Annotated in this window: 15 protein-coding genes; 5 read left to right on the top strand and 10 right to left on the bottom strand. The window is 41.7% G+C overall.

Annotation, left to right across the window (positions count from 1 at the left end; all coding sequences use genetic code 11):
* Nucleotides 1–96: 96 nt before the first annotated feature.
* From serA to WA256_RS04830, 5 genes are all read right to left on the bottom strand, one after another.
* The gene (gene serA, locus WA256_RS04850) at nt 97–1,326 is read right to left on the bottom strand and encodes a phosphoglycerate dehydrogenase (RefSeq protein WP_054554254.1); all 1,230 of its coding nucleotides are present in this window, start codon (nt 1,324–1,326) and stop codon (nt 97–99) included.
* Between the two features lie 14 nt (nt 1,327–1,340).
* The gene (gene rpiA / locus WA256_RS04845) at nt 1,341–1,994 is read right to left on the bottom strand and encodes a ribose-5-phosphate isomerase RpiA (RefSeq protein ID WP_054554255.1); all 654 of its coding nucleotides are present in this window, start codon (nt 1,992–1,994) and stop codon (nt 1,341–1,343) included.
* Nucleotides 1,995–2,048: 54 nt separating this feature from the next.
* Nucleotides 2,049–2,645 carry a 5-formyltetrahydrofolate cyclo-ligase gene (locus tag WA256_RS04840; protein WP_054562325.1) on the bottom strand — a complete coding sequence of 199 codons (597 nt, stop codon included), beginning with the start codon at nt 2,643–2,645 and terminating at the stop codon, nt 2,049–2,051.
* Nucleotides 2,646–2,658: 13 nt separating this feature from the next.
* Nucleotides 2,659–3,225, bottom strand: a complete 567-nt coding sequence (locus WA256_RS04835) for a hypothetical protein (RefSeq protein ID WP_130166865.1) — start codon at nt 3,223–3,225, stop codon at nt 2,659–2,661.
* A gap of 118 nt (nt 3,226–3,343) precedes the next feature.
* Nucleotides 3,344–4,861, bottom strand: a complete 1,518-nt coding sequence (locus WA256_RS04830) for a S10 family peptidase (RefSeq protein ID WP_054562323.1) — start codon at nt 4,859–4,861, stop codon at nt 3,344–3,346.
* 244 nt (nt 4,862–5,105) lie between these two features.
* Here WA256_RS04830 and WA256_RS04825 point away from each other — a divergent pair, with 244 nt between their 5' ends.
* The 5 genes from WA256_RS04825 to mrcB all read left to right on the top strand — a co-directional run bounded on the left by WA256_RS04825 (nt 5,106) and on the right by mrcB (nt 10,836).
* Nucleotides 5,106–6,335, top strand: coding sequence for a diguanylate cyclase (locus WA256_RS04825; protein WP_062566702.1), 1,230 nt, complete (start codon nt 5,106–5,108; stop codon nt 6,333–6,335).
* Nucleotides 6,336–6,516: 181 nt separating this feature from the next.
* Nucleotides 6,517–6,855, top strand: coding sequence for a P-II family nitrogen regulator (locus tag WA256_RS04820; protein WP_054554260.1), 339 nt, complete (start codon nt 6,517–6,519; stop codon nt 6,853–6,855).
* 9 nt (nt 6,856–6,864) lie between these two features.
* Complete coding sequence (locus tag WA256_RS04815; protein ID WP_054562321.1) at nt 6,865–8,094, top strand: ammonium transporter; 1,230 nt, start codon at nt 6,865–6,867, stop codon at nt 8,092–8,094.
* A gap of 161 nt (nt 8,095–8,255) precedes the next feature.
* Nucleotides 8,256–8,417: a YqaE/Pmp3 family membrane protein gene (locus WA256_RS04810; RefSeq protein ID WP_082401591.1), complete on the top strand. Its 162-nt coding sequence runs from the start codon at nt 8,256–8,258 to the stop codon at nt 8,415–8,417.
* A gap of 91 nt (nt 8,418–8,508) precedes the next feature.
* Nucleotides 8,509–10,836, top strand: a complete 2,328-nt coding sequence (gene mrcB / locus WA256_RS04805) for a penicillin-binding protein 1B (protein WP_063527352.1) — start codon at nt 8,509–8,511, stop codon at nt 10,834–10,836.
* A 105-nt stretch (nt 10,837–10,941) separates the two neighbouring features.
* Here the strand turns inward: mrcB and hemL are convergent, their stop codons facing one another.
* The 5 genes from hemL to WA256_RS04780 all read right to left on the bottom strand — a co-directional run bounded on the left by hemL (nt 10,942) and on the right by WA256_RS04780 (nt 16,984).
* The gene (hemL, locus tag WA256_RS04800; RefSeq protein ID WP_063527351.1) at nt 10,942–12,222 is read right to left on the bottom strand and encodes a glutamate-1-semialdehyde 2,1-aminomutase; all 1,281 of its coding nucleotides are present in this window, start codon (nt 12,220–12,222) and stop codon (nt 10,942–10,944) included.
* Between the two features lie 72 nt (nt 12,223–12,294).
* A complete protein-coding gene (locus WA256_RS04795; protein WP_054554265.1) occupies nt 12,295–13,311 on the bottom strand; it encodes an aspartate carbamoyltransferase in 1,017 nt (338 codons plus the stop codon).
* Nucleotides 13,312–13,415: 104 nt separating this feature from the next.
* Entirely contained in the window at nt 13,416–13,850 is a 435-nt protein-coding gene (locus WA256_RS04790) for a CopD family protein (protein WP_063527350.1), read from the bottom strand.
* Nucleotides 13,851–13,870: 20 nt separating this feature from the next.
* Nucleotides 13,871–15,553, bottom strand: a complete 1,683-nt coding sequence (locus WA256_RS04785) for a chloride channel protein (RefSeq protein ID WP_054562317.1) — start codon at nt 15,551–15,553, stop codon at nt 13,871–13,873.
* A 99-nt stretch (nt 15,554–15,652) separates the two neighbouring features.
* Entirely contained in the window at nt 15,653–16,984 is a 1,332-nt protein-coding gene (locus WA256_RS04780; RefSeq protein ID WP_335989330.1) for a transporter substrate-binding domain-containing protein, read from the bottom strand.
* Nucleotide 16,985 lies beyond the last annotated feature (1 nt).

Below are 16,985 nucleotides of genomic sequence, written 5' to 3'. Positions count from 1 at the left end.
GCTGCGCTCAAACCAACCTACCTTAAAGTTTTATCCTACAAAAAAGCGCAAGCAGTTTAACTGGTTGCGCTTTTTATCTATTCGATATGCCAACGATTAGTGAAGGATACGTGCTCTGATTGTACCTTCAACAGCACTTAGCTCTTTAAGAGCGACTTCTGATTGGTCTGTATCTACATCAATTACTACGTAGCCAATTGATTCGTCAGTTTGTAAGTACTGGGCTGCGATATTAATGCCGTGCTGTGCAAATGCTTGGTTAATTTGCGTTAGAACACCAGGGCGGTTGTGGTGCACGTGTAATAAGCGGCTGCGGTTTGCAAGCTCAGGCAGTGATACTTCAGGGAAGTTAACCGCCGTAATGGTTGAACCATTATCTGAGTACTTAGCAAGTTTTCCTGCTACTTCAATACCGATATTTTCTTGTGCTTCTTGTGTTGAACCACCAATATGCGGAGTCAGAATTACGTTATCGAACTCGCGCAGCGGTGATACGAACTCTTCATCATTTGATTTTGGTTCTACAGGGAACACGTCGATTGCAGCGCCGCTCAGCTTTTTATCACGCAGTGATTCTGCTAATGCATCGATATCAACAACAGTGCCGCGAGAAGCATTGATCAAGATCGCGCCTTGCTTCATTACTTCAAGCTCAGCCATACCAATTAGGTTCTTCGTTTGCGGTGTTTCTGGTACGTGTAAGCTAATAACGTCAGCACGTTGTAGTAACTGAGTTAGGTTATGAACTTGCGTTGCATTACCTAGTGTTAGCTTGTCTTCGATATCGTAAAACTCAACGTTCATACCGATATTTTCAGCCATGATACCTAGCTGTGTACCAATATGGCCGTAACCAATAATACCTAACGTTTTACCACGTGCTTCAAATGAACCGTTGGCTGATTTTAACCAACCACCGCGGTGTGCTAGGGCATTACGCTCTGGAATACCACGAAGTAATAATAAGATTTCACCAAGTACTAATTCTGCTACAGAGCGTGTGTTTGAGAATGGCGCGTTAAATACAGCAATACCACGCTCACGAGCACCTTGCAGGTCGACTTGGTTAGTACCGATACAGAAGCAGCCGATTGCGACTAGCTTTTCAGCTGCTTCTAATACCGCTTCATTAATATGAGTGCGAGAACGAAGGCCTACAAAGTGCACATCTTTAATGCGCTCAATGAGCTCGTCTTCAGGTAAGGATGTTTTTACGTAATCAATATTACTGTAGCCATTACGCTTAAGCGTTTCTACAGCACTTTGGTGCACGCCTTCCAGCAAGAGAATTTTAATTTTGTCTTTTGCTAACGATACCTTACTCATATCCTCATTCCTATTTACTTTATTTGCGGCCCATTTTTGGTGCCGATAATGACTTTATCTGCGCCGCGATGGGCAAATAAGCCGTTTGTTACTACACCAACAATCTGGTTGATTGTTAGTTCTAATTCTTTGGCGTTGCTGATGTCTAAATTGTGCACGTCTAAAATAACGTTACCGTTATCTGTTACAACTCCTTCACGGTAAACAGGGTCACCGCCTAGTTTTACTAGTTCACGCGCTACATAGCTGCGTGCCATTGGGATCACTTCAACCGGCAGTGGAAATGCGCCTAATGTTGTAACTTCTTTAGATTCATCAACAATACAAACAAATTGTTTTGCTACCGCTGAAACGATTTTCTCGCGTGTCAGCGCTGCACCACCGCCTTTGATCATCTCATTATGTGGGTTGATTTCGTCTGCGCCATCAACATACACATCAAGGCTTGATACATCGTTTAGTTCGAATACTTCAATACCCAGTGCTTTTAACTTTTCAGTTGAAGCCTCAGAGCTTGAAACCGCACCAGTAATGGTGTCTTTTACTGTATCAAGTGCATCAATAAAGTGATTCACTGTAGAGCCTGTACCTACACCAACAATGGTATTTTCGTTTACAAACTCTAGGGCTGCCCAGGCAGCGGCTTTTTTTAATTCATCTTGCGTCATAATTATGTGCTCAGTTAGCTGTCAGAGAGGGCCTATAGTATACAAACAGTTTGCTTACCATTGGTAGATTTTCTCTGGGGTTATAATGTGTTTTAACGGTACATCCCATGATTCAATTGGCAATGCTGAAACATGCTGACATTGATGGGCAAGGCCTATCAAAATCGGTTTTTGCCAGTTTTCTTGGTAATACCGAGCCAACGTTTTGTCATAAAACCCACCGCCCATTCCTAAACGGTTACCTTGATCATCAAATGCCACTAATGGCATAAGTAAAATATCAAGCTTGTCTAAAGGACATATTTGACTGCAATTCAACTTGGGCTCCAAGATACCATAGCGGTTTGCAGTCATGGGTGAATTTTCTTCATACCTCTGAAAGTATAAAGTTGTGCCATTGAAAGGGTGGATGATAGGCAGATATAAATGCTGCTCTTGCATCCATAATTCTTTAATTAACAAAGAAGTATCTAATTCGCCATCATTGCTGAAATAAATGCCAATATGGGCATTTTTAGGTGTTTTTAGCGATTTTAGGTGTTGAGTAAAATTCACTTTTAGCGCAATTGCTGCATTTTTTTGTTGTTCAACAGTCAGTGAATTGCGCTTTTTTCGAATAGATTGTCTGATTTCTGCTCGTGTGTTGCTCATGTCAATATTAGTGTTAACTTTCTAAAAAGGAGAAAAGTTCAGGAAAAAGCTCCACTACACCCAAAATGATCAATAACACAATGACCATTGCAATAAGCGAATAAAGTAGGGTGTTTGAGCGTTTTTTAACAGGCTCTGTTAATTCGTCTTCAAGTAGCAAGTCATCTTCTTGCCAGCTATCGTCGCTATCAGCAACGCTGTTATTTTCAAGCTCAGGTAAACGTTGCTCTAAGTCATCCAGTTTTTCTTCTAGGCGAATAAGACTACTGGTGATGTAATCGAGGGCATCAAAAATACGTTCTTCACGCTCTTTGGCCTGTGCGGCTGTATTGTCTGATTGGCTGCTGGTGGCTGCTTTGGTAATCGGTTGGAGCTTGGCTTTAATGCCAACACTGGCGAGTAACTTTGCTTGTTTTAGTGCTTTATCTTGCTCGCTTGGTGCAAATAATGGCTTATGCTCAAACAGGGTCGCAACTTTGTCTGTTGTTGTTTTTAGTTTTGCAGCTAGTTGCTCTGTTGCTTGTGCTTGGTCGACACCGGCTTCAAGCCCTGCAAACATAACGCGAAATTTTTCTGCCATTTGCTGATTATCCAAATCCTTAAATCAATGACTTGAGTATATACCCAAAAAGATTAGCGTAAAAACAAAAGCCCGTATAAAACGGGCTTTTTCTGTTATGGTTTTGCAAATACGCTGTTTAGTATTTTGCAGCTTTACCTTCGGCAGGCAGTGATTTAAGGATAAAATCACGTAAGTCATTATTTGATGACTCAAGATCAGCATGACGTAAATACATCATGTGACCACTGCGATAGCCTTTAAAGCTTAAGCGATCTTTCATTTTGCCACTTGGATCTAACTGCCACATTGTGTATTTAGCATCAAAGTAGTTTGTAGCACCATCGTAGTAGCCAGATTGAATCATCACGTTTAAGTATGGGTTTTGTGCCATTGCTAAACGTAAGTTTTCACCTGTGTTGTTGCCTGAGCGATCCCAAGGGTGAACATTACCAAATAGGTTATATTTGATATCGGTTTTGTAATTAAGCTCTTCACGTAGGTAATAGTTAATCGCTGGCGTGAATGAGTGTAACCATGAAGTAAGCTCAGCCCAGTAATCAGGTGACTCACCTGCATCACGCTTGTCGATTCCTAGGTAACGAGAATCTAAACGGCCCACAGTTTGGCCGCGCTCGCGTAATAGCTCTTTCCAGAAGAAGTTATTTGGAATATCAAGGTTATTTTGCTCAACAAACTTTTCAGATAAACCTGCGTATTTTGCTGCTTGCTTGATGATGGCACGTTTTTCATCAGCAGGTAAAAAACCACCTTTAGCAATTGCAGGTAAGAACTTGTTCACAGTGAACTGTTCAACTTCAGGTAATAATTCGTCTAAGTCTTTTGCCTGTAAGTCTGCGCTAAGGGCTTTGTGGTACCAAGCGGTTGCTGCAAAGTAAGGTAGGCGGTTAGCAGCTTCTACCGGGCCTTCACGTTTAATACCAATTTCAGTTGGTGATACTAAGATAACGCCGTTGATATACATCCATTGGCGATTTTGTAATTCGTGAGCAAGACCAGAAACACGAGTCGTACCATAGCTCTCACCAATTAAGAACTTAGGTGAACGCCAGCGCTCGTTGCGAGAAACAAAGGTATTTAACCATTCAGCTAAGTATTTGATGTCAGCGTTAACACCAAAGAACATTTTTTGTTGATCTGACTTACTTGGCAACTCACCTTTTTCGTTTTCAAGAACGCGCGAGTAACCGGTGTTAACTGGGTTGATATAAACAATATCAGCCACGTCTAAAATTGAGTAAGGGTTATCTTTTACGCCATAAGGTTGAACAGGGTAACCTTCGTCATCAATTTTTAATACACGTGGTCCAGTATAGGCAAGGTGCATCCATACTGACGCAGAACCTGGGCCACCATTAAACGAAAAGACTAAAGGACGTTTTGTTCTATCGTCTACTTTATCGCGGGTATAATAAGTATATTGTAGCGTTGCAACGGCATCGCCTTGCTCATTCCAAACTGGTTGCGTGCCTGTGGTTGCGGTATATGAAAAGCGCTCACCATTAATGCGGGCTTTGTGCTCTGTTACCACTTTGCTGTCAACGTCAATACGACGTCCGTTATCAGCAAAGCTTGGAGTACTGAAGGTCAGTGTTAGTGCTGTCACTGACAAGCCAATAAAACTAACTAGTTTCATGTTGATTCCTTATTATTCGAATTGCAGCTATTAAAAAGTAAAGCAAACTCGATGACAAACTAATGAGACTAGTGACCAATATTAGCTGTTAAACAGAAAAATAACCGAAAATACTGAGCTGGTTACAAAAAAGTGCATTTTTTTAGCAAAGATATTTTGCTTAATTATTTAGCTAGATTAAAAAATGGCGTATATTTAGCGTGTTTATAATCTGTGTACACGTGCTTAAGAAAGAGAAGTTGCAATGCAAAGAGTATTAGTAGTTGAAGACAGTAAAGTAGTACAGCAAGTGTTACGTCACCTCGCTGCTCACTATTTAGATGTGGCTGTCGACTTTGCGTGGTCTTTAAAAGAGGGCGTCTCTTTAATTTCAGAGCACGATTACACTTTAGCTTTAGTCGATTTAACGCTACCTGATGCGATGAATGGCGAAGTAGCTAAATACACCTTATCAAAAAACATCCCGACCGTTGTTCTAACATCAAAGATTGATGAATACATTCGCCAGCAAATGTTAGAGCTTGGTGTGGTTGATTACGTGGTTAAAGATAACCGCGACTCATACCATTATGCGATCAAACTTGTTGCACAATTACTTAGAAACGATGGTAGCAAAGCGCTGGTGGCTGATGACTCAGTACTAAGTCGCACTTTAATGAAGCAAATGCTCGAAAAGCAGTTGTTTGATGTACGCGATGCGCAAGATGGTGAACAAGCACTACAAATGCTGAAAGACGATCCTGAAATCAAGCTGCTACTCACTGACTATGCTATGCCAACAATGGATGGTTTTGAGCTCGTTAAGGCGGTACGTAATTTCCGCGGCCGAGATGACTTAGCTATTATCGGTTTATCAGGTGCCGGTAAGCATGGTTTATCGGCGCGTTTTATTAAATACGGCGCTAACGACTTTTTAACTAAGCCGTTTATGAATGAAGAGTTTCATTGTCGTGTTATGCAAACAATGGAGCAGCTTGCTTTAATAGCCGATATAAAAGAAAGCGCATACCGCGACCATTTAACTGGCTTGCATAATCGTCGTTATTTTTATCAATACGCAGAAAAACTGCTTAAAAATGTTGAGCAAGAAAACGTATTGGCTTTGCTTGATATCGACTTCTTTAAAAATGTGAACGACCAGTTTGGTCACGAAGCCGGTGATCAGGCGCTAAAACAAGTGTCTTCATTTTTAAAGACTAAGTTTGATGACTTCACTATCGCGAGAATCGGCGGCGAAGAATTTGCCGTGGTACTGCATAATATGGACTTAGCTAAGGCCGAATCAAGGCTCAATACCTTCAGAGAGCAGTTAGCAAGCCATGCCTTTTCAATTAACGGTGAGCCATACTCATTAACCATGAGTATTGGTATGACCCAATTCCAAAAAGTATCGCTTACAGCTGCGATGCGCATTGCTGACAAGGCCTTATATCAAGCCAAACAGCAAGATCGGAACTGCTTAGTTAAACTATAGTTGTGCTAATTGCACCAGCGCTGGTTAATTGTTAAAAAAATGCACCAATAGGGTGCATTTTTTTTGTGCAAAAACCAATTTTTATTTTTAAGTTATTGAAAATAAGTAATAAAAAATAGTGGCACAAAGGTTGGATTGTATAAGCCAACAGGATAACAATAAGCGTCCGAAGGGGGCCACTATGAAAATGATTAGTGCAATAATAAAGCCATTCAAACTTGATGATGTACGTGAAGCATTGGCTGATTTAGGCATTGAGGGGATGACAGTTGTCGACGTTAAAGGCTTTGGCCGTCAACGTGGTCATACTGAGCTATATCGTGGAGCTGAATACCAAGTCGATTTTATTCCAAAAATCAAACTTGAAATTGCAACTCGTAGCGAAAATTGTCAACGCGTTGTTGAAACCATCACAAAAATTGCTTCAACAGGCAAAATTGGTGACGGCAAAATTTTTGTTTACGACTTAGACCAAATCGTTCGTATCCGTACGGGCGAACTTGATGAAGAAGCAATTTAAGGGGGAATTATGGAAAACACTATCGTAGAGTTGAAGTTCTCACTCGACACTTTTTACTTTTTAATGTCGGGTGTTTTAGTAATGTGGATGGCGGCTGGTTTCGCTATGCTTGAAGCAGGTTTAGTTCGTGCAAAAAATACAACAGAAATCCTAACTAAAAACGTTGCACTATTTTCTATTGCCTGCACTATGTTCTTATTAGTGGGTTACAACATCATGTATGTTGATAACGCAGAAGGTGGTTTCATCCCTTCATTTGGCGCATTAATCGGTACTCAAGCTGCTGATGCGGATCACTCTTTAGAGTCTGATTTCTTCTTCCAAGTTGTGTTCGTAGCAACAGCTATGTCAATCGTATCTGGTGCGGTTGCTGAGCGTATGAAGTTATGGGCATTCTTAATTTTCACTGTTGTTTTAACTGGTTTCATCTACCCAATCGAAGGTTACTGGACTTGGGGCGCAGGTTTCTTATCTGAAATGGGCTTTGTTGACTTCGCTGGTTCTGCAATCGTTCACGGTGCAGGTGCTGCGGCAGCGCTAGCTGGTGTGCTTTTCCTAGGTGCTCGTAAGGGTAAATATGGTAAAAACGGTGAAATCTACCCAATTCCTGGTTCTAACTTACCGTTAGCAACGCTAGGTACATTAATCCTTTGGATGGGTTGGTTCGGCTTTAACGGTGGTTCACAGCTACTTGTTTCTGACGCTGAAAACGCAACAGCGGTTGGTAAAATCTTCTTAAACACTAACGCAGCAGCAGCGTGTGGCGCAATTGCAGCACTATTCGTATGTAAAGTGTTATGGGGTAAAGCTGATTTAACTATGGTTCTTAATGGTGCACTAGCAGGTCTAGTAACGATTACTGCAGAGCCTGCATCTCCAACGCCATTACTTGCTTGTTTACTTGGTCTATTAGGTGGTTCACTGGTTGTATTTAGCATCGTTGCTCTTGATAAAGCGAAAATCGATGACCCTGTAGGTGCTATCTCTGTACATGGTGTGTGTGGTGCATTAGGTATCATGTTAGTACCACTTTCAAACTCTGATGCAACCTTTGTTAATCAATTAATTGGCTTAGTATGTATCTTAGGATTTGTGTTCATCGCGTCATCAATCGTATGGGCAATCCTGAAAAATACCATGGGTATCCGTGTTACCGAAGAAGAAGAACTAAACGGTATGGATCAACATGACTGTGGTATTGATGCTTACCCTGAGTTTGTATCAGTTCGCAGTAACTAATCTTGGTGCGTGCAAATAGCACGCCCATAACAATATCATTGTGTGTTCAAATCAAAGCTCTACTTAGGTAGGGCTTTTTTGCGTTTAAATAAGTCTTTTCTGATAGGCGAAATCGCTATTTTTTGACTATGCTTAATGTTCATTTCTAACAAGGAAAAACGATGGATAACAAACTCTTGCTTATAATTATTTCGCTGTTTTTACCGCCTGTTGCGGTATTTTTAAAAGCGGGCGCAGGTAAAGACTTAGTGATTAACATTATTCTATGCTTTATCTTCTTTATACCTGCTGTGATCCACTCACTCTGGTTGTGTACACGCTAAACGAGTTTAAGTGACTGTTAATTTTACAGGTGTTAATATTGCGCTGTTCAAGGCGTAATCCTGTAAAATTAACTGACCAATAGCGAACTCAATGGCTGATAAAAAAACTCCTGCAAAAAAATCGTCTAGTAAACCGAAGGCGACATCAAAAAAAACTACCGCTAAGCGCTCACGCGCACCTCAAGGGCCAGCTAAAGCTAGTGTATTAAGAAAACTTTGGTCAATTTTTTGGAAGCTTTCACTTGCTGTGATTGTTGCCATGGTGCTGTATCTAATTTATTTAGATGCAAAAATTACTCGCCAATTTGAAGGCAATAAATGGCAGTTACCTGCACAAGTGTATGCTCGTGCAATGAGCTTTTATCCTGGGCAATATTTGTCTCAGCAAGAGGTTATTTGGGAGTTAAACCGTTTAAATTATTCATCTGTAAATAAGCTAAGCCGTACAGGCCAGTATGTTAAATCAGCTAACAGTATTAAAGTGTACCGCCGTGAATTTGAATTTTATGATGGCCTTGAAGATTCACAAGTGGTTGAGCTGCGTTTTTCAGGGCAGAAATTAGCAACTATCAAAGATAAATTTGGTCGTCGTTTAAACAGCGCTCGATTAGAGCCGGTTCAAATAGCTCGCATTGGTAATGATTCAAAACAAGACCGCGAGTTTGTGCCGTTAGATAAATTTCCGCCGATGCTAAAAGACACTTTACTGGTGGTTGAAGATCGTAATTTCTATCAACACCATGGCGTATCTGTGTGGTCAATTATGCGCGCTTTATACAGCAATATTAAAGCCGGACGTACAGTGCAAGGGGGCAGTACCTTAACCCAGCAATTAGCAAAGAATATATACCTTACCCGTGAGCGTTCTCTGGTGCGTAAGTTTAATGAAGCGCTTATCGCTCTGATATTAGATTACCGCTACAGCAAAGATGACATTTTAGAAGCTTACCTCAATGAAGTGTATTTAGGTCAGTCTTACAATCAAGGCGTTCACGGTATGGGTCTTGCCGCTGAGTTTTATTTTTCAAAGCCTGTGGATGAGCTTGAATACGACCAAATTGCGCTATTAGTGGCTATGGTTAAAGGTCCTTCATATTACAACCCACGCCGTTATAGTGAGCGTGCAATGGAGCGTCGTGATCTAGTACTGCGCTTAATGGTTGAAAATAAATTGATTGATACCCGTGAATACCGTGCGGCATTAAAGCGTCCAATTGATATTGCACCAATGAAAGACAGTCTGCAAAAGTCGTATCCGGGTTACTTAGAATTAGTTAATCGAGAATTAAAGCGCCTGCTACCTGATCAGCAAGTGTTAGATGCCGGGGTGCGTGTATTCACCTATTTTGACTTACAAAAGCAAACGGCCATGGAAGAGTCGGTTGAGGCAAGTTTACCTTATCTAGAAAGACGCCCTAAAACACAAGAGCTTGAAGCGGCGATGATCTCTGTCAACGTTGAAAAGGGTGGGGTGTCGGCGTTGGTAGCAGGCCGTGACGTACGTTATTTTGGTTTTAACCGTGTACTTGATACCAAACGTAATATAGGCTCACTCGTTAAGCCTGCCGTTTATTTAACGGCATTTGAAAGTGGTCAGTTTAATGTTGCCACCTTGGTGGATGACTCACCGCTACAAGTGACTAATGAGCAGGGGAAAGTTTGGCAACCAGAGAACTTCGACAAGCAGTTCCGCGGCCCTATGCCACTATACAAAGCATTTAGTAACAGTATTAATATTCCTGCGGTTAACACTGGCCTTGATGTTGGAGTTGATAAAGTAGCTGATACCTTAAAGCGTTTAGGTGTAGAAGGGCGTATTGATCAATACCCGTCATTACTTTTAGGTGCACTTGAGCTTTCAAGCTTTGAAGTAGCGCAGCTATATACAACCCTTGCTGCTGATGGTCAGTACCGCGAATTAACGTCTATTTCAGCACTGACTGACTCAGTAGGTAAGGTGCTTTATAAGCATGATGTCAGCTCACAAAAACGTTTTGATGATGCATCAATTTACATGACTAAGTACGCAATGAAGCGCGTGACAAAAGATGGTACAGCAAAGCGTTTAAATGCCCACTTCCCATCAATTCAGCTTGCTGGTAAAACAGGCACCAGTAATGACTTACGCGATAGTTGGTTTGCAGGTTTTGATCAAAACACCGTGACTGTTGCATGGATTGGTCGTGACGATAACAAGAGTACAGGTTTAACAGGCAGTGTTGGCGCACTAGAAGCTTACATTCGTTACCTTAAACCACTCAACCCTGAAGCCATAGCAGACACTCGCCCTGCTTCTATTCGTTGGGCATTTATTAACGAAGAGACTGGTCTGCAAGCGCCTCCTGGTTGCGGTAAAGTGGTGCAGCTACCTATACGTGCCAGTGAGTTTGAGCCTAGACCAACTTGCGTTAGAGATTAACAACACTAACTCGCATTAATACTTAAATAAACGAATTGGCAAAGAATAAAAAAAGCCCCAGCATTGAAAAATGCTGGGGCTTTTTATTAACTTGCTTAACGCTTATTAAAGCTTCGCGAATGCGCGCTCTGCTGCTGCAATGGTGTCGTTGATCTCTTTTTCAGAGTGCTCAGCGCACACAAAGCCTGCTTCAAACGCCGAAGGAGCTAAGTAAACACCTTCTTCTAGCATTAAATGGAAGAACTTTTTGAAGCGCTCTAAATCACACTCAGTCGCTTGTTGGTAGCTAGTTACTTTTTCTTTATCAGTAAAGAAGAAACCGTACATACCACCTGCGTAGTTTGTTGTAAGTGCAATGCCTGCTTTTTTAGCTGCGGCTTCAAAGCCTTCACAAATTGCTTTGCTCTTTGCTTCAAGTTCATCGTGCAGGCCTTCAGCACTTAATAGCTCTAAAGATTTTAAGCCGGCAGCCATAGCAATTGGGTTACCTGATAATGTACCCGCTTGATAAACTGGACCAACAGGTGCGATGTAATCCATGATTTCTTTCTTACCACCAAAAGCACCTACTGGCATACCGCCACCGATCACTTTACCTAAACACGTTAGGTCTGGCTTGATGTTGTAGTAAGCTTGTGCGCCGCCTAAAGCAACACGGAAACCTGTCATTACTTCATCAAAAATAAGTACAGATTTGTATTCATCACACACCTCACGTAAACCTTCTAAGAAGCCAGGTACAGGTGGAATACAGTTCATGTTGCCAGCAACTGGCTCAACGATGATACAAGCGATTTCGTCAGCGTATTTTGCGAAAATTGCTTTTACTTCATCAAGGTTGTTAAACGACACAGTTAATGTGTGCTTAGCAAAATCTTCAGGAATACCCGGCGAGTTAGGTACACCCATCGTCAGTGCGCCTGAGCCTGCTTTTACTAGTAGTGAGTCAGCATGACCGTGGTAACAGCCTTCAAACTTTAAGATTTTATCACGGCCAGTGAAACCACGTGCTAAGCGAATTGCACTCATTGTTGCCTCAGTACCTGAGCTTACCATACGTACTTTTTCGATTGATGGTACTAGCTCTTTTACTTTTTCGGCCATTAAGATTTCAGTTTCGGTTGGCGCACCATAGCTTAAGCCATTTTCTACGGCTTCTAATACCGCTTGCTTAATAGCTGGGTGGTTGTGACCCATGATCATTGGTCCCCATGAACCAACGTAATCGATAAAACGGTTACCATCAGCATCAAAGGTAAAAGGACCTTCTGCTTTAGTGATAAATAAAGGAGTACCGCCAACGCCATTGAAGGCACGAACTGGTGAGTTAACACCGCCTGGGATTGATTCTTGCGCGCGATTAAAAAGATCTTGGCTAATTGTCATGAATAGTCCTATTGGGTTGTCACGTTAAATGAGTTGGTTCGCAAGGGCTCAAAGAGCCCAAAACGATGCAAGTTAGCTATTACGTTTACGGCTAAACCAAGGCACGTCGACTTCATATTGCTCAACTTTGTCGGCAACATCTAAGGTTAGAGCAAACAACGCCATGCGAATTAACACGCCATTTTGCACTTGGCGGAAAATCGCTAGGTTGTCGTTGCTATTTAAATCGTTATCTAGCTCGTTTGCTTCTAAACGGCTATCACGAGGAAGTGGGTGCATCAGTACTGAGTTAGGCTTACAGTGTGCGTTGTAAATAGCCTGACTGATACGGAAACCACCACGGTATTTGTTAGCTTCTTCTTGAGAAGGGAAGCGCTCTTCTTGGATACGGGTTTGATAAACAATATCGGCGGCCAAGTTGCCTTCCATTTTATCTACTACTTGAATTTTATGACCTGCGTTATCAACAGCATCTAAAATGTAGTCTGGCATTTGTAAGCCATCAGGTGCCACCATAGAGAATTTAACGTCTTTATAATGGCAAAGTAATTTAGATAAAGAGTGCACAGTACGGCCGTATTTTAAATCACCTACTAGGGCAATATGCATACCGTCGATACTTTGGTTGAAACGACCTAGCTCACGTTCAATCGTTAGTAAGTCTAGTAAGGCTTGTGTTGGGTGCTCATTCGGGCCGTCACCGCCATTAATCACTGGCACGTCACACCCGGTGGCAAACTCAGCAACAGAGCCTGCGTCAGGGTGGCGCATTGCGACTGCATCTGCATACGCTGAGATCACGCGTGCGGTATCATACAAAGATTCACCTTTTGCAAGCGCTGAGCTTTGCATGCCCGTTGTTTCACGAACCAAACCACCTAGTAAGTTAAATGCAGTACCAAAACTTACGCGAGTACGCGTGCTTGGTTCAAAGAACAAGTTCGCTAAAATTGCGCCCTCTAAAACATTGGTGCGCTTTTGCTTTTTAGCATAAGGCTCCATTTTCTTAGCAACTGCAAAAATACGTTCAATACAATCTCGATCAAGCTGATTGACCGACAGGATATTTTCACCTTGGAAACTTAGCATGGGGTTTGTTCCTAATCACATTTATAGGGCGCTGGCACTCGGTATGGGAGGCCGCATAAATTTGCGCAGTACTATAGCAAATTTTTAGCGTTCACAGCAGCAAATTATAAGTTAGGTTTAATAATTGCCAGTGCCACTATAGCTAAAAGGATGAGTACCGGAACTTCATTAAAAATACGGTAAAAGCGATCGCTACGTGTATTGCGGTCATGCTTAAAGTCAGCCAGTAATTTAAAGCAATAGCCGTGGTAGATATAGAGAATAATCACTAGCACCAGTTTGTAGTGCAGCCACATGCTGTATCTAAACCAGTCTCGACCATATTCAAAAATGGTCAGTACGCCAAACACCAATGTTAAAATGGCAAACGGCGTCACAAAAAACAGTAAGCGGCGTTCCATTACTTTCAGCATTGAGTTACAGGCTTTTTCTTCACTCATTGCGTGGTAAACAAAAAGACGTGGCAGGTAAAAAATACCGGCAAACCAAGCAATCATAAAAAATACGTGGAAGGTTTTATAAACTAATAGCGCAGTCATTTAAGCATCCATTTTAATTGTTATAACAAACTGTTGCGTATGGTAAGGATATGTCTGATTTGGTCCCAACGCAAAAGGCCCATAATCTGTTGGTTATCAAGCAGGTTGTAAATATATACCGCACCGCTGCGTTTATCTTTCAATAAGTCAAAAGCATCGGCTAATGTTGCTTGGCTACTAAGGCCGGCAAGGCTGACATATTTGATATTACTTTCTTGATCAGACATAAGGCTTAAATCATATTCCGCAAGACGATAGCCATTCTCTTCATCATGAACAATCAGCGGGGTTTGGCTATCAAGGGCATCGAGCGACTCTTTAATTTGTTGTTTGTCGTCACTGTAAAGCAGCTTGAACTGCTCATCCATTTCATCCATCACACCTACTTTTTGTAATGCTTCGGTAGCAGGCGATATTTGATACTCAAGCCCTTGGAAATCGAGTTGTTGCATGAAAATAGAGCGGTTACCAAAAAACTGTAGTGCTGTAACATAAGCCGTTGAGATCACCAGCATGGCTGGCACAATAATCTCGGGGCTTGAGGTCAATTCCATAACTGTAGTAAGCGCAGCCAGTGGTGCGTGTAATGTTGCAGCCAATAACCCCGCCATGCCAAGCATGCTATAAGTCCCTGTGATATCAACACCCGGACTAATGAACTGTGCGAAAAAGGCCATCAAGGTGCCCATTAATACCCCAAGCCCAATAACAGGGCCGATGATCCCACCTGGAATACCTAAACCAATGGCAAATAAGGTGGCGAGTAATTTGGCAATCAAGATGGTTGTTAAAAACTGCACATCATCTGGCGATTCAATAGCAATAGTGATAGCACTCATACCTGAGCCCATTGCATGAGGAACCATATATGCAATTAGGCCTGCTATTAACCCTGCGAGTAATAGACGAGGGAACATACTTAGTGGTTTAAAAGTACGGATTATAAGCATCAAGTTTTGGTTAAATGCATAGGCAACAGCGCCAAGTGCCATACCAAAAATGATTAAAAATGGGTAATGCCAACCACTTAACGGGTTCATGGTAATAAGGGCAAGCTCTGAAGCGTCACCAAATACAAATTGAGTGGCTAATGCGCCGGTAACCGCTGCGAGCATAATGGGCACGAAAATATGCACTTTATATTCCCTAAGTACCACCTCCATAACAAAGATGACGGCTGCCAGTGGGGTGTTAAATGAGGCAGCAATACCGGCTGCAACACCACAACCGGTGAGGGTACGCATTGCATTGTGCGGAAGATGTAATTTATCGGCCAGTAAACTGGCACCTGTTGCACCCATATGTACAGAGGGGCCTTCTCGACCGACCGAAAAACCACTAATAAGGGCTAATGCGCCACCAACAAATTGGTTCACCGTGTTATAAAGCGGCATATGACCATAGTGTTTTTTTATACGGTGAATTACAAATGGAATGCCAAGACGATAATGCTTAAAGCCTGTTAGGGCGGCGAATAAGGCAATTAATAGGGCTGCACCAACTGGCAGTATCATTCGCTCATAGGTTGGTAAAGTGGTGAAGTCATCAGGCTTATCTAAAAATAAGCTTTGAAAAAACATGATTGTGAGGCGAAAAAGTATGATCAACACTGCCGCAATTAACCCTGCACTTACACCAAGTAAGCACAATTGCACAGATGTTTTAGGCTTTGCTAGGCGACGTCTTAGTCTCTCAAGCCACATGCATATTTCCTCACAGCACTTTTGAGCCGCAGTTTAGCAAATCAAATTAACTAAGTCGTTGGGATTTTATAATTTTATCTGCATTTTGGGTAAATCTAGCTAATCTTTGCTGCCATTATTAATTTGCTGCGTTAATTCAGGCAAGCGAGCTGAAATAGCTTTAGATATTTCATCTACCAGTGGGGCATGTTTTTTATGAATAACCGTGTTGATAGCCATTTGCCTTAGTACCACCACTGAAAAGTCTTTTTTAAAGGTAGTTATATCGTTATTGAGCGCAGGATAAAGCGCGTAATCGACACGTCCTTTTTTTAGCATGGTAAGCGTGTGACTTAAATCTTCGTTATGAATGATCTCGGCTTTAATATCAAACTCATTAAGCATTTCTATATCACCAATCGAGCTCATAATTAGGTTGTTAGGGTTGTATAAATTATCTCTATCGCATGGCAGCGACTTTCGACATAGGAGCACTAAGTTAATAACGCCAAGGCTAGGTTCTACGACGATAATATTCTCGAATTTACGCATATTACTTTGTGAGCGCACTATATCGCCGTCAACGATGCCTGCATTTAATAACAATACGCCTCTCCGAGATGGTGTTGCTTGCATCTGGACTTTGATATTTAAATCATTATAAACATCACTCATTAACGCTTTAAATGGTGCTACACGCGGAATATCTATATAGGTTAACAACAGCTTTTTTGGCCGAGAGTAATTTGTTGCAGATAGCTTTGCGCCAGTAAATAAATCATTAAGTAAGGCTATTTTAGCTCGGTTTTCAGGGTCATTCCGTATACCAATCACTAATGGGGAGTCGGTAAACTGAGTTACTATTTTTGGCTCAGGTAGGTTTTGTTGCTCAGCAAAATAGTTAAGTACTTTTGGCGCAGTAATCGCAAAATTAATCTGCTTAGTTTGCATTAAGTGGAATAGCTCTTCATCGTTTGCTGTTTGCACAATGCTGCCAGCATAGGATTGAATCACTTTTTCGACCACACCCGGGTAAATATAAGGCTCAACAACGCCAACTTTGTTCTCATTAAAAAGCTGTTCAAGATTTTCAAAATCTTGTGAATTAGACTGAGTGGTAATGACAGCTAATTGAGAATTTAAAATAGTGGGTGAAGCTATAAAGCCAGGTATCATTTCAGAGGGCCAAGCCGGGTAATAACCCAGGTAGCCGGTTAACTGGGCTTTTTTTATTGCATCTTGCCAAGGTAAATATTCAACTTCGAGGTGTATCGATTTTTTGGCAAGCGTGTCTCTTAATAGAGCAATAGCATCACCGCCATTTTCCATTTTACTACTGGCGTATGGCGGGGCTTCTAAAGAGGTGATTTTCCATGTTTCTTGGTACGTGCTATCAGCAGCTGCAAGCGAGCTGAAAACAAGTACCATAAAATAATAAAAGCGAGTAAGCATG

Origin of the sequence: Pseudoalteromonas sp. CH_XMU1449-3, from assembly GCF_037027245.1 — a bacterium.
GTDB lineage: Bacteria > Pseudomonadota > Gammaproteobacteria > Enterobacterales > Alteromonadaceae > Pseudoalteromonas > Pseudoalteromonas shioyasakiensis.
This window is presented reverse-complemented; position numbering and strand designations above follow the sequence as displayed.

Bases quoted from the DNA above. Each gene is read 5' to 3' on its own strand.
- WA256_RS04780 (WP_335989330.1), bottom strand. From the start codon at position 16,984: ATGCTTACTCGCTTTTATTATTTTATGGTACTTGTTTTCAGCTCGCTT.
- rpiA (WP_054554255.1), bottom strand. From the start codon at position 1,994: ATGACGCAAGATGAATTAAAAAAAGCCGCTGCCTGGGCAGCCCTAGAG.
- hemL (WP_063527351.1), bottom strand. From the start codon at position 12,222: ATGACAATTAGCCAAGATCTTTTTAATCGCGCGCAAGAATCAATCCCA.
- WA256_RS04840 (WP_054562325.1), bottom strand. From the start codon at position 2,645: ATGAGCAACACACGAGCAGAAATCAGACAATCTATTCGAAAAAAGCGC.
- serA (WP_054554254.1), bottom strand. From the start codon at position 1,326: ATGAGTAAGGTATCGTTAGCAAAAGACAAAATTAAAATTCTCTTGCTG.
- WA256_RS04820 (WP_054554260.1), top strand. From the start codon at position 6,517: ATGAAAATGATTAGTGCAATAATAAAGCCATTCAAACTTGATGATGTA.
- WA256_RS04825 (WP_062566702.1), top strand. From the start codon at position 5,106: ATGCAAAGAGTATTAGTAGTTGAAGACAGTAAAGTAGTACAGCAAGTG.
- WA256_RS04815 (WP_054562321.1), top strand. From the start codon at position 6,865: ATGGAAAACACTATCGTAGAGTTGAAGTTCTCACTCGACACTTTTTAC.
- WA256_RS04790 (WP_063527350.1), bottom strand. From the start codon at position 13,850: ATGACTGCGCTATTAGTTTATAAAACCTTCCACGTATTTTTTATGATT.
- WA256_RS04835 (WP_130166865.1), bottom strand. From the start codon at position 3,225: ATGGCAGAAAAATTTCGCGTTATGTTTGCAGGGCTTGAAGCCGGTGTC.
- mrcB (WP_063527352.1), top strand. From the start codon at position 8,509: ATGGCTGATAAAAAAACTCCTGCAAAAAAATCGTCTAGTAAACCGAAG.
- WA256_RS04795 (WP_054554265.1), bottom strand. From the start codon at position 13,311: ATGCTAAGTTTCCAAGGTGAAAATATCCTGTCGGTCAATCAGCTTGAT.
- WA256_RS04810 (WP_082401591.1), top strand. From the start codon at position 8,256: ATGGATAACAAACTCTTGCTTATAATTATTTCGCTGTTTTTACCGCCT.
- WA256_RS04830 (WP_054562323.1), bottom strand. From the start codon at position 4,861: ATGAAACTAGTTAGTTTTATTGGCTTGTCAGTGACAGCACTAACACTG.
- WA256_RS04785 (WP_054562317.1), bottom strand. From the start codon at position 15,553: ATGTGGCTTGAGAGACTAAGACGTCGCCTAGCAAAGCCTAAAACATCT.